The following is a 13,389-nucleotide window of genomic DNA, read 5'->3' on the forward strand; positions in this document are numbered from 1 at the left end:
TATCTTTTGTAGTGTGCTTTCATTTCATGTACTTTGATTCCAACATCCTTGTAATGGCAGAAGGTCCATCGAGTTCTCTGGAGAGGTCATGTAACTCTCTGCTTTTTTCAAGTAACTTTCCTTGATCTGTGGTCTCATGTATGTATTCAAGGAGCTGTTTTTGGGATATGGAATAGTCCAGCTTTCTTCCACAGCCATCCTCTTCCAGTGCAGTGGCGTTATTTTCCTGCTCGTTGTGTTCGATGTCCGGGAAAGATAACATGGGGATGCCAAATGAAAGAGCTTCCATCATCGTACTGTGGCCCCCGGGTGCAATTACAAGGTCGGAACTTTTTATGTATGGGAACTGGTCCTCAATGAACCTGAGTATGGTCACGTTCTCTGGCAGGTCATTGAAGTCATCGGGATTAACACTTGGGCCGGACAGGAGGGTATAATTGATCGCAGTATCCAGTCTTGCTGTTTCGATAACCTTTCGAAATATAGGTTCACGGTATCCGAAACCACCAACTGTGGAAAGTACATGCGGCCTGGCAAGGTCTGCTTCGGTCACCTCTTCATACTTTTTCCCGACGAGGGGTCCACTGTAGAACACAGCGTCTTCAATTTCATTTTCAAGATCAAGGTTCAGGCGACAGATGGTATGCGGCATGGGATAATCCGGTACGATGATACCGTCAACCTTCCTGAATATCGCATTATAGAATCTCTTTATGATCCTGCCAATGACTTTCATGCACATCCCCTTATTGTAGAAGAATTCCTCCATGTTGGACTGGTTTATTATGAGGTGTACGGGGATCCTTTTGAACATGGCAGCAAGGGTTGCAGTGTAATAACTGTCTGATACAACTACCTGTGGTTTGAATTCTTTCAGTTGCCTGCTGACCTTTCTGATCCCGAGCAATTGACCACTTTTGATGGTGGCAATGATCGATCTCTTAAGATCAAGGCTCCCGGCATTGCCCACAAGCTGAATTTCCGGGGGAATCTCTATTGTTTTCAGTCCTTTTTTTTCAATAAGCTCCCTGGAATATCCGTAGGCACCGATCCTCACATCATGACCGGCTGATTGCATTTGTTGTGCAAGTGGAATGCAGCGGCTTGTATGTCCAAGTCCTTCTCCGCAAACAAAGAGCATTATTCTCATAGTGATATCCTGTCCCTGAAATTTCTTTTATTAATAAAGTCGATCTGATTCAGATCTGTCCTTTCATTCTTTTTATTTTATATTTTTCATTTTAGGATAATTGATCTTATTATAGTGATAAATAAACTATTAAAACAATTTGTCCAACAATACCTGAAAATAATGGAATTAATAGATTATCGTCTAATTTGTATGTCAGGGTCTCAACGATCGTGGCTGCTGAAGCCATTATTATGGCTACTATCCAATTTGAAAGGAACAAGTATCCAATAGCAAGGTTTACGAGGTATTCAGAAATAACCCCCTCCCATGCCCTGTCTGGAAGAGATTTAATCCACCTTTTACCGTAACTTATTCCTATCAGGGCTGCTGCACTATCACCAAAAGTTGTCATTAATATTGCTGCAGATGCAACTTCTTTTGAGAAAATGCTTATGGCGATTATACTTCCGATCAAAAAATATATATTTCCACTTAGTTTGTCTTTTTCCTTTGATCGATAAAGTTTCCAGACAATTGGGATCTTTAATTCTTTTTCTACTCGGAAATATTCTATTACCAGGAAACAGCAAAGGACCAGTGTCAAAAAATTAAGTGTAAAACTTTTTCCAAAATAATAGTATAAAATAACAATAAACAAAGATACAAAGTGTATGCTTTTTCTGAAAAATTCTTTGAAAAAAACAGAGTTTTGGATATGTGATAACATTTTTACTTCCTCTAGGCCCAGTCTCATTGTGATTTAATTAGTTTTCATTCTGCAGGGACTCTTCATTCTTCGATCTTTTTCAGGACACCATGTTTTAAATATTTTTCATGTGCTATATATTTCTTTATGAGATTGGATTAAAATGTATTTAAAATCGATTGAATCTTCTTTTTTATCCTGGATGAATTAGGTGGCATCATATTCCCTGTTTATATGTCTGATCAATGCATTCGATATAAAAACAAATCAATTATATGGGACTAGAGATATATTCAATAACAATATTTTAACTGAAATGCCCGTTAGTTACAGGAATGATTTATGTGAACAATCTAAGGAAATGGCTGTCAGTTTCGCTTCTCATAAGTGCTATTTCCATTTTTTTTGTTATGTTCTACACAGTAGATCCACAAACACTGGAACTTATCCATGATATCAGGCCGGAGTTCCTTCTGACTGCTGCATTTCTTCACTTGAGTTCCTTCATGTTCTGGGGGTTGCGGACAAAGACAATGTGCAACTCACTAGGTTTCAGGGTGGGACTGTCGAGGTCTGTTGAGATCGTTACTTCAAGCACTTTTCTTGCATCCGTCACTCCATCATCAATTGGCGGAGAACCTTTGAGAATTCATCTGCTCAACCAGGATAGTGTGCCTGTTGGGAATGCCACTGCAGTTGTACTTGGTGAGAGGCTACTTGACGGTATACTGATCATGATGGCAGCTCCAGTTGCTTTGCACCTGTTCCGCAGGGTAATATCAACTTCCGGTCTGGACATAGTAATAATGGCTGGAGAAATAGCTCTGATACTTGTGTTCATAATGGTCATATATGCGGTCTGGCACCCTCATCACACAAGGAAAGCCCTTAACTTTATGCTTCATCGGATCGCAGGATTCCTGGGTAAAGGAAACGACCCCCGTCTAGAAAGGATCATGAGTAAAATGGATATGGTCATCGAGGATTTCCATTACAGCATGGCCTTCTTTGTGACAAAAGGTCGTAGGGGACTGTTATTTGGTAGTATCTATACCATCCTCTTCTGGCTGGTTGAATTTGCCATGGTCCCGGTGATCCTCATGGGATTGAACCAGCCACCTTCTATCATTATCTCATTTGCTGCACAGGTCCTGTTGATGATCCTTTTGGTCATCCCGGTTACTCCGGGTTCAAGTGGTGTTGCCGAGCTTGGTGCAACTTCCCTGTTCTCGGTGTTCGTTCCCGCCTACATGGTTGGTATAGTCGTCATTGCATGGCGTGTTTTCACACTTTATATGAATCTCATTGTAGGTGGCTTTGTAAGTTTCAAAATACTCAAGGATGCAGATTATATTCGCAACCTCATGAAATGATGTCCTCGAATATTTCGAATTCTTTAATTAGTGTTTAAATAAATATTTAAACAAATAGATGAACTGGAATACCTGAATTACCAATAACCGGAACCGATACTTGAATTAATGAACAATGCCTATGCGAGTAATATAATGTTTCCAATAATAGCCGTTGACATATCAGGCCGTCACAGGATAAATCAAGGGTACTACATGGTCTGTGCTGCTGTTGCAGTTAATGTCTCTGCAAGTCATATAGAATCAGTTTCCCAGATCGCCGTAAAACCGTTTCTGGTATCTTCAGCACCAGATATTGCAGATGTTGTCAATATTATCGAAACAACTGTTGCGGAGATGAATTACCCTGGTACCATTATATTGGAGCATGGGGACCTGTACAATCAGCCGGAATGGCTTTCGCAGAGAATGTTCTCGCGGGAGTTCAAATATCAAGAATCTCTAAGCGAAAGGCTGTCAATAGAATTTGCACACCATGTGTCCCTTAGTTCCAGAAATCTTCTTATGAAGGAATTGGGTATTGATTGATTGATTGATTGATTGATTGATTAATTTATCAATTAGTCTAGCTGCTCATTCATTCATTCAATCACTAATCACTAAATCCTATATTCATCTATCAATTTGTTTATTACTTATCGATAAATATCATATCATGTATCCGCATGATCCAATCCATGGGTGTACTATGAAAAGAACTATTGTTGTCCAACGAAATGATCCGAATGCTGATACTGCTGCAAATGAGCGGAAGCTGGCAGAGCTCAAAGAGTTAGCACATGCTGCTGATTATGTGGTTGTTGGCACATTGGTGCAATCAAGATATCCTGACCGGAAGTACCAGATAGGTCGTGGCAAGGTAGATGAACTCGCAGAGCTTGTAGAGGCTCTTGAAGCTGAGAAAGTAATTTTTAACAACCAGCTATCAACTACACAGATCTATAATATTTCCGAGACCTGCAAATGTGAAGTAATGGACAGGTTCCAGCTTATCCTTGAGATATTTGCTGCAAGGGCTACCACAAGACGTGCAAAACTGCAGGTAGAGCTTGCGAAGTTGCAATATGAGCTTCCCAAGGCGAAGGCCATTGTTTCGTTGCTGAAGAAAGAGGAACGTCCGGGTTTTATGGGTCTTGGTGGTTATGAGGATTCTTATGAGCAGGATATTAAGAAAAGGATCGTGAGGATCAGGACCGAACTTCTGCATTCATCCAAAGGGAGCGAGTCACTTCGCACTTTCAGGCATGAAAGGGGATTTTCCCTTGTAGCTCTGGCAGGTTATACGAATGCGGGCAAAAGCACCCTTTTCCAGTCACTTGTGGAGGAAGGGACAATAGTTGAGGACATGCTCTTTACGACATTATCTCCTACAACACGTTCTCTCACTATTAATTATAGAAAAATGCTTCTGACAGATACTGTTGGTTTTATCGAAGACCTCCCGCACTGGATGGTGGATGCTTTCAGGTCAACTCTTGATGAGATCTTCCTGGCTGATATCATTCTTCTTGTGGTGGATATGAGTGATCCTGTGGATGTCATAAGGCAAAAACTGGTAGTCAGCCATGATATCTTCTGGAAAAGGACAGAGGGTGCTGTGATAGTTACTGCCCTCAACAAGACTGATCTTATTCCTTATGAAGATCTGCAGGAAAAAATGGAAGTGATCAGTTACCTTGCTCCTGCTCCGGTCATGATATCTGCAAAATCGGGGGAAGGGCTTGGCGAACTTCAACAGCTTCTATATGAGAACCTGCCTAAATGGGAACATTGCAGAATATCTGTCCCGATGTCCGAAGAGGGGATGTCCATGGTATCATGGCTTTATGATGAAGGCATTGTGCACACTATCGAGTACGGGGATTCCATTCTCATGGAAATAGAAGCAAGGGATGAGATAATTCAAAAAGTAAAGCCATTCACAATTTCTTATTAATAATATTAACATTTAGTTAATATTTGTTCGTATATGTGCGAAAAGTTTATATGCAAAAAAGTCGTTTGTATAATTGCGAACGGGATTCTCCATACATCCCCTAAGTACTACACCACAAATCCCCTATGTAATCGACTTGATTCAACCCGTTCGCTTTTTAGTCCTCCTATTTTTCTTTTTTTGACCAATTATGCAGGGCATTCTTCAAAAACTTTATAACCGGAGAGAACAGCATTCTCTATATGCGTATTGATCTTCATGTTCACTCCTGTTTTTCAAAGGATAGCAATGCTGAAATAGACTCTATTCTTGAATTTGCAAAAAAAAATGGTCTTGACGGTGTTGCAATATGTGATCATGATACTCGGGAGGGAGGTCTTGCCTGTGCCAGAAGGGCAAGAGAGTTAGGTTCTGATATCATCGTTATCCCTGGCATTGAGGTCACCTCTTCTAAAGGACACATTCTCGTGCTTGATCCTGATGGGGACATCGAATCAGGTATGACTCCTGAGAAGACCATAGAACGTGCAAGGGAGCTTGGAGGAGTTGTGATAATACCTCATCCTTTTAAGATAACATCTCATGGTATCGGGTATGTTGAAGGTCTTGATGCTGATGCTGTGGAGGTCCTTAATTCCAGGTGTGTGACCGGTGGAGCCAATAACAAGGCAAAAAGGGTTGCAAAAGAGCTTGGTTTCCCGCAGGTGGGGGGAAGTGATTCACACGAAGCGAAGATGGTTGGTTGTTCCTATACTGAGGTAGATGCTTTGGACAGGACTGCAGAATCCGTACTCCGTGCCATACGTGAAGGCAATGTCACTTTCGGAGGTCGCAGAACTCCTGCTTCCTATGTTATCAAACAAATGATAGTTGGTAAAATAAAAAAAGCGAAGCTTGCCTTAGGAATTCGAACCGGATAATTTGAGATACAATTGCGATCATTATCAGAGCTCTTACTATTCTTTATCCCAACATAAAATTATATGCCAGCCAATTATTCCTGAATATATTCTTCATTGAACATCTTTAATACCAAAAGGAATGTTGATATCAAAAGTGGTCCTACTACGATACCTATGATCCCGAAGAGATAGATGCCCACAAATATTCCCAACAGGGATACAAAGGGGTGCATTGCTCCTACTTTTTTCTGAATTAAAGGCCTGAGGACATTATCGATATTGCTGATAATAATGCCTACTACAAGTATTGCAATACCTGCAACATAGTTCTTTAATGCAAGTTGTATGATGGCTGCAGGGATCCAAACAAGGGGGGCACCGACCACTGGCAAAAATGACAGTATCGCAGTGACAGCTCCCCAGAGTGTTGCTCCTTGTATTCCCATTGCATAGAAGGTCAGGCCAATGAGAGTTCCCTGAAGGAGTGCTATTAGAAGTGTGGCAATGAGGGTGGACTGTATGACGTTCTTGAGCTCTCTTAGAATTATCTCCGTGTTCCTATTATTGAATGGGACAAATTCCTTGAGCTTATCATCAAAACCTGTGTTAGTGGACGTGAACAGGTAGTATAGTAAGAAGAACATGATGGTGAGGGAGATTATCTGACCGCTGATATTCTGCAGTGCTGATAAGATATACTTGCTAGTGTATGTACCTACAGTGGATGCGATGTTGACCACCTTTTCCTGGATGTCCAGGTCAGGTGCTATCTCATTCAGGTAGTTTATGTTCTCTGTGATGTCAACATAGCTAATGTTGGTGGCAATGCTGCTGATGACAATTTCGAGCTCTCCTACGATAGAAACGAACAGGAAATAAAGTGGTATGAGTACCAGTATTATTGACATCATCATCACGGAAAGCGCAGATGCATCCTTGCGTAGTTTGAATCGCTCTGTAAGCAGGCAATATACCGGTTTGAATATTACATAAAGGATAAAAGCTCCCAGAAAAGCATTGATGTAGGGTAGCAGTGCATAGCTTAGCACGATCGCAAGTATGATTATACATAGGAGTGCTAAAACCATCTTTACAGATCGTTCTTTTCTCATCATAATTAATCCAGTCTGATTATATTTATAGTGTTCGAACAGAAAAAAAGGAAGTAAGCGATGAAATGACCCCGTGTCAAACTGGAAGTATGATTATGAATGTTGTGCCAACTCCTTCCTCACTTTCCACAAAGATCTCTCCCATATGTGCTTCAACGATCTTCTTACAAATGTGCAATCCTACGCCAGTACCGCCATATTTTCTTCGGGTCGATCCGTCTACCTGATAGAAACTGCTGAATATATTCGGTAAAAGTTCCTTTGGAATACCGATACCTGTGTCTTTTATCTTGATCTCTAAAGTATCATCGTAGGTTGAGGCAGAAAATATGATCTTTCCTTTAGAAGGTGTAAATTTTATTGCATTATCCAGAAGGTGAGTAAACATCCGTTCCAGATGTTCGATGTCTCCCAGGATTGCAGGAAGGGTTTTTGGAACATGATTTTCAATTGTCAGTTCCTTCTTTTCTACATATAAGGCCCGATCTTCAATGATGTCCTCAATAAGTCTTGCAGGATAAAGTGGTATTATATTATACTTTATGTTCTGATTGCGTTCTCCACTTACGTATAGGAGAGAGTCAATCAGATGTCGAAGCCTCTCTGAATTCCTGAGAACCGCATCCAGTGCATTTTTTTGGGAATCATTTATTGTCCCCAGCTTCTCTTCCATTAATAGTTCGCAGAAACCTTTTATGGATATAAGTGGCGTCCTGAGCTCATAATTAAGATTTGTCAGGAACTGGTCCTTTATATTATCGAGTAGCTTAAGTTCCGTGTTCGCCTCTTCCATTGCTTTTTCTGCAAGCTTTCTCTCTGTGATGTCATCGCCAGAACTGATGGTTCCCACGATGTTCATTTCGTCGTCCCGAAGTACTACGTCGTGCCAGAGTACCCATTTTTCATCTTTATTTTTGGTAATGATAGGCTTTTCCGAGAACTCCGGAGGTTCAATGGTACCATTAATAACTCCTAGATACCCTTTCTTTATGTCATCTCTGATGTATTCCGGTACGAAAACATCGAACCAGTTCTTTCCCATTACCTCATCTTTTGAGTAACCAAGAATATCACAGGCTTTCTGGTTCACAAGAGTAACTCTGAAGTTCCTGTCAACAACTCCGATGATCGAACCTGCGACATCAATATATCTTTGTACCTGGTCCCTTTCTTTGACAAGCTCTTCATGAAGATGGCGCATTCGAAGAAGTGAACGTACTCTCGTGGTAAGTTCCAGTTCGTCAACAGGTTCTATAAGGATCTCATCAGCATTTTCCTTGATAGCAGCTTTCCTCTCTTCATTTTCGAGAAGGGAAGTAACCATAATTACAGGCAATAGCTTGTTTTGGAGCTTTCTCTTTATTTCCTTGCATATATCTTGCCCTTCTATATCGGGTAGGTTGTTGCCAAGAAGAATAAGTTCGGGATTTTCTTTTTCTACTAGGTCAAGAGCTTCATTGCCTTTTGCAGCTCTTATTATGTCGTAGTCGGCTGAAAGAACAAGGCCCAAGCTTTCAACATCAGGATCATTTGCTTCTACAACAAGGATCTTTGATTTCTTGTTTTCGCTATGTTCCCTGGTATTTGTCTTCATTAATGCTCCTGTGGGGTTCCATCAATTGGATTGTATTACCGTAAATAAAAATGTATAATAAGGTTATGGTCGTTCTTTTGGTTTGAACGAACTATTATCTCAAAATTTTGATAAATACAACACATATTACTTGAGAATTCCTATGTTCTCTTTCTTGATCACGTGATCGTAGTTCTTGTATCCAAGGATGTCTGCTATTACATTCGTTTGTTTACCCTTGATGGCTTCAAGCTCTTCGGAGGTGTAGTCTGTGATACCTTTTCCAAATACTTCTCCATCACATTCCAGTTTTACTATGTCGCCTCTGTCAAAGCTGCCGATGATCTCGACAACGCCGGATGGGAGCAGACTCATACTGTTAGTGAGGGCATCTTTTGCTCCATGATCGACTATGATGGTTCCGGATGCTTTTCCAAGTATTATCCATCGTATCCTGTTCTTGTGAACGTACTGGTTTGCAAGGAAGAGTGTTCCGATAGTTTCTCCGGCAAGTATTCTGCTAATGCCATTATCCACATTGCTATTGGCAATTACCATGTAGCAGCCGGCCATATTGCAGATCTTTGCAGCTGCTATTTTAGTGCGCATGCCTCCAACACCTTTCATGCTGGTAGGGCTTCCGCCATAGCTTTCGATGGTAGGTGTGATCTCTTCCACGGTATTCAATAGTACTGCATCATCATGTCTTTTTGGGTTCTTATTGAACAGTCCGTCGATATCGGTCAGCAGTATCAACAGGTCAGCTTCGGTCTTACTTGCAACCATTGCTGAAAGTTTGTCGTTATCGCCAAGTGTTGCTTCGATCTCATGAACGCAGATCGGATCATTCTCATTGATGATCGGGATAACGCCGTAGCTTAAAAGTGTGGAGATACTGTTCCTCAGGTTCAGGTACGTTAATCTGTTAGTGAAAGAATCGTATGTCAGGAGTATCTGCGCTACGTTAAGGTCATGCTTGTGGAAAGCTTCCGTCCAGTGTTGCATCAATACTCCTTGTCCGACAGCGGCAGCTGCCTGGCGCACGGGTATCTCCTTTGGGCGACAGTTCAGGTTCAGGATCTCTATGCCAATTCCAATTGAACCGGAACTGACCAGTATTACCTGCTTCCCTGCATTATGCAGCTCAGAGACCTGTTCTGCAACCTTTTCCATAAATTCAGTATTAAGGCTTCCATCTTCCTTGCTGATCGAAGTTGTACCTAACTTGATGACTATTTTCTTAGCATCACCTAGTATCTGTTGCCTGTTGATCAAAGCGGACACCTTTTTGTTATTATCAGTTGTTCAAAGCATCAGATAGTTTTTTATCGATCACTCTGTGGGTAAATGGCTTTGGCTCATCTCCTGCATAATCGGAAACCTTGTCCCCATTACCCAACAATACATATTTGTAAATGACAAGTCCTTCCATTCCTACCGGACCACGTGAATGTATCTTGTTAGTGCTAATACCGACCTCTGCACCTTTGCCATAGCGGAACCCATCTGCAAACCTGGTGGATGCATTCACCATAACACTTGATGAGTCCACAAGATCGATGAACTGCTTTCGTTTTGCTGCATCTTCTGTGATGATCGCATCTGTGTGGTGTGATCCATAGCGGTTGATATGGTTTATCGCCTGTTCAATGGTGTCAACGAGTTTTACTGAAAGGATCAGTTCATTGTATTCTGTTTTCCAGTCTTCATCGGTTGCCCTTTTGATGTTCTTCAGGCCAAGGTTTTCTGCAATGGCGTATGACTCCTCATCAAAACGAAGCTCAACGTCTGCTTCATCATACCTTTTCATCATTTCTGGCATGAAGTCCTCGGCGATCTCTTTGTTTATGAGCAGTGTTTCCATGGCGTTGCATACTGCAGGGTACTGTACTTTTGAGTCAAAGCATACATCATACGCTTTGTCCATATCAGCACTTGTGTCCACATAGACGTGACATATCCCATCTGCATGACCGAGTACCGATATCTTTGTATTGTCCTGTATATATTTCACGAATTCGTTAGAACCGCGTGGGATGAGGAGGTCAATATAATCATCAAGTGCGAGGAGGTTCATGACCTCTTCTCTTGTTTCCATGAGCTGGAATGCACCTTTTGGTATTCCTTCGATGTTCTCCATTGCCTTGACGAGTATGTCGAATATTGTACGGTTAGAGTTCAATGCTTCACTACCACCTTTGAATATGGTGGCGTTTCCACTCTTGAGGCAAAGTGACATGATCTGCGGAACAACATCCGGGCGTGACTCGAAAATAACTCCTATAAGTCCGATAGGGCAACTCACCTGATAAAGGTCCAGGCCAGTATCAAGCTCAAGTGTTTTCATTGTTTTACCGGAAGGGTCCTCAAGTTTGATAACATCGCGAATACCGCTGATCATTCCGTCGATCTTCGAATTGCTGACCTTAAGGCGATCTACAAGTGCCTGTGAGAGTTTACCTTCAGCCTTCATTCTCCCGGCTTCTTCGAGGTCAGCGCCGTTTGTTTCTATTATTCTATCGCGGTTTTCGTCAAGTGCATTGGCCATGGCTTCAAGAGCTCTGTCCTTTGTCTGAGTGTCTACACTTGCAAGTGTAATGGATGCCATTTTTGCTTCCATTACTTTCTTTTCTATCTCTGTAACCATGAAGTGATCCCCTTGTAAAAAGATAATATTGTAATTTGTTCGAAGTTTTGTTTCTCCGCTCCGGTTTGAATGCTTTTGATGATGATTACTTTACTGATATAATTATCGATTTACCTGCTTTATTTTCATATTTGTGTTATTCTTAATATGTTGGTGCTAAAACGATTTCCATCAAACAAAGCTTTCGCTCATGGAAAAATATTATGTCATAATTAGAAAAGCGGACTATACGTCCAAGTCAAAAAAGATAGAAAAAAGCAGGCAAAGCCTGCCTTTTCAAATTTATGTTTATTTTGCTGGGATGATGAGTGATCTCTCACCAGCTGGCTCGAACTCTCTGATTGCGCCTCTTCCAAACTCTTTCCTTGGTGCGGTAAAGTCGAATGGGAGAAGGTCATCTGCGAAGCAGACCTTGATCAGTGGGTTGACTGCCCATGCATCTCCACGTCCAGCGTGTGCTGCTGAAGCGATTGCGGTGTAACCACCCTGGTGACCTACGTTCATTGCGTAGTTAGGGTAGTTTGGACCACGGAGCTCAACAGGCAGACCTTCGTCGGACTGGAAGGAGAATACGTTTGTAGCTCCACACTGGTCCTGCAGGTCGAATCCGAAGAAACCAAGACGTCCGTGTGCTTCCTTGTGCAGGTACATTGAAAGGTACCATGCGGAAAGACCAGCGTTTCCGTTTCCGGTTGCGAGTGCTGTTGCACTACCTGCTGCTGCGGAGAGTACTGTTGCTCTCTGGGAACCACCAAAGTGGTCTTCGAGTGCTGTTGGGTACTTCTCGTAGTTCTCGAGACCATAGATTGTGGACTCTGTTGCGATGTCCTTGACAACATCCATTGTTGCCTTGACCTTGTTGTCGGTACCCTTGTTTGCTGCACCATCGTACTTGTCGTTGATGTAGTCAACGTTGTAGTACAGGTTGTCGTCAAGGATGTTGTTGGTGTATGCAGCGGTTGCATACTGTGTGAATCCGACACCACCAGACATGTAGGAACCGAGCCAGATCTGATCGTAGAGCATACATCCTCCACCGACTACCTCGAGAGCTACGTGTGCTGGGTCTTCTGCGTCAACACGGCTTGTCTGAATGATATCAGCCATGTGACCGAAGGAAATTCCACCAGGCTCGTTTGGACCACGTGCACGTCTTGCTGGAAGCATATCTCCCATTGAGATTACACCAGCGTGCTTTGCTGCGTATGAAAGGTCAGCTACTGCTGCTTCACCAGCACACATGTTGTATGCTGCGATGAAGGACATACCGACCTGCATTGCCATCCACCTTGAGGTCTGTGCACCATCTGTTGTTCTGCTAACAACGGTTGGGATGTGTGCTGCCTGCCAGGTTGTCTTTCCGATAGCTGCTTTGAGTGCTTCTGCCTGATCTTCTGGGAACTGCTTGTTGATGTCGATGAGGAACTGGCTGTCGATCTCATCTGCAAGTTCGTCGTCACCGGTGAAGATCTTCACGTAACAGTCATCTACAAGAGCTGGGTGTGTTTCGACCATGTGCTCCTGAACAACTGCTCCGCCAGGGAGTGCGTGGTTGAGCACTTCAAGGTAGTGGTTGATTGTTTCTGGTGTGACTTCGATACCGAGACGCTTCTCGAGTGTCTCGTGAGCCATGTCCATACCGACGATTGTGGTTCTTCTGATGTCATCCCACATCTGCTGCATTGCAGCGTTGTTGACGTAGTGAAGATCATCGGTTTCTACCATGATGTCAGTACCGGAAATGAAGGATGGTGTGATTGCTCTCTGACCGAGTGGGATACCACCACAGTGCATCATTGGGTTGTAACCAACGAGTCCTCTAGCTGCAGCCATTTCCTGGCCAGCTTTCTTCATCTCGACTTTTCTTGGGTTCTGGTCAACACCAAGACGGTAGTATGTCACTTTCTTGTCAGTGATCTCTCCGCCTTCCATCTTGTTGTCGCCGTGTTCTTTTGTGAATTTGATTTCCAAATCTTTCTGGAACAGTCTCTTTCTATCATCTGCCATT

Annotated in this window: 11 protein-coding genes; 4 read left to right on the forward strand and 7 right to left on the reverse strand. The window is 42.5% G+C overall.

The genetic code is table 11. The annotated features are described in order from the left end of the window. Positions 1-19 precede the first annotated feature (19 nt). Complete coding sequence (locus tag LI82_RS01575; protein ID WP_048193222.1) at positions 20-1,150, reverse strand: UDP-N-acetylglucosamine--N-acetylmuramyl-(pentapeptide) pyrophosphoryl-undecaprenol N-acetylglucosamine transferase; 1,131 nt, start codon at positions 1,148-1,150, stop codon at positions 20-22. Positions 1,151-1,259: 109 nt separating this feature from the next. Beyond that, positions 1,260-1,859 (reverse strand): diacylglycerol/polyprenol kinase family protein, encoded by a 600-nt coding sequence (locus tag LI82_RS01580; protein ID WP_048193223.1) that lies wholly within the window; start codon positions 1,857-1,859, stop codon positions 1,260-1,262. Between the two features lie 314 nt (positions 1,860-2,173). Between LI82_RS01580 and LI82_RS01585 the strand changes: the two genes are divergently transcribed. The 4 genes from LI82_RS01585 to LI82_RS01600 all read left to right on the forward strand — a co-directional run bounded on the left by LI82_RS01585 (position 2,174) and on the right by LI82_RS01600 (position 6,067). After that, positions 2,174-3,211, forward strand: coding sequence for a lysylphosphatidylglycerol synthase transmembrane domain-containing protein (locus LI82_RS01585; RefSeq protein ID WP_048193224.1), 1,038 nt, complete (start codon positions 2,174-2,176; stop codon positions 3,209-3,211). 135 nt (positions 3,212-3,346) lie between these two features. Further along, positions 3,347-3,739 carry a DUF2209 domain-containing protein gene (locus LI82_RS01590; protein WP_048193331.1) on the forward strand — a complete coding sequence of 131 codons (393 nt, stop codon included), beginning with the start codon at positions 3,347-3,349 and terminating at the stop codon, positions 3,737-3,739. Positions 3,740-3,899: 160 nt separating this feature from the next. Beyond that, the gene (hflX, locus tag LI82_RS01595) at positions 3,900-5,147 is read left to right on the forward strand and encodes a GTPase HflX (RefSeq protein WP_048193225.1); all 1,248 of its coding nucleotides are present in this window, start codon (positions 3,900-3,902) and stop codon (positions 5,145-5,147) included. Positions 5,148-5,389: 242 nt separating this feature from the next. Next, positions 5,390-6,067 (forward strand): CehA/McbA family metallohydrolase, encoded by a 678-nt coding sequence (locus LI82_RS01600; RefSeq protein WP_048193226.1) that lies wholly within the window; start codon positions 5,390-5,392, stop codon positions 6,065-6,067. A 74-nt stretch (positions 6,068-6,141) separates the two neighbouring features. Here the strand turns inward: LI82_RS01600 and LI82_RS01605 are convergent, their stop codons facing one another. The 5 genes from LI82_RS01605 to mcrA form a co-directional block, all read right to left on the reverse strand. Beyond that, a complete protein-coding gene (locus tag LI82_RS01605) occupies positions 6,142-7,161 on the reverse strand; it encodes an AI-2E family transporter (protein ID WP_048193227.1) in 1,020 nt (339 codons plus the stop codon). A gap of 76 nt (positions 7,162-7,237) precedes the next feature. After that, positions 7,238-8,755, reverse strand: coding sequence for a sensor histidine kinase (locus tag LI82_RS12330; protein ID WP_052402654.1), 1,518 nt, complete (start codon positions 8,753-8,755; stop codon positions 7,238-7,240). Between the two features lie 126 nt (positions 8,756-8,881). Beyond that, positions 8,882-10,009 carry a glutamate 5-kinase gene (gene proB, locus LI82_RS01615; protein ID WP_048193228.1) on the reverse strand — a complete coding sequence of 376 codons (1,128 nt, stop codon included), beginning with the start codon at positions 10,007-10,009 and terminating at the stop codon, positions 8,882-8,884. Positions 10,010-10,031: 22 nt separating this feature from the next. Beyond that, entirely contained in the window at positions 10,032-11,381 is a 1,350-nt protein-coding gene (locus LI82_RS01620; RefSeq protein ID WP_048193229.1) for a glutamate-5-semialdehyde dehydrogenase, read from the reverse strand. Positions 11,382-11,669: 288 nt separating this feature from the next. Then, positions 11,670-13,388: a coenzyme-B sulfoethylthiotransferase subunit alpha gene (gene mcrA / locus LI82_RS01625; protein ID WP_048193230.1), complete on the reverse strand. Its 1,719-nt coding sequence runs from the start codon at positions 13,386-13,388 to the stop codon at positions 11,670-11,672. Position 13,389 lies beyond the last annotated feature (1 nt).

The sequence above is a fragment of the Methanococcoides methylutens genome (assembly GCF_000765475.1).
Classification (GTDB): Archaea; Halobacteriota; Methanosarcinia; order Methanosarcinales; family Methanosarcinaceae; genus Methanococcoides; species Methanococcoides methylutens.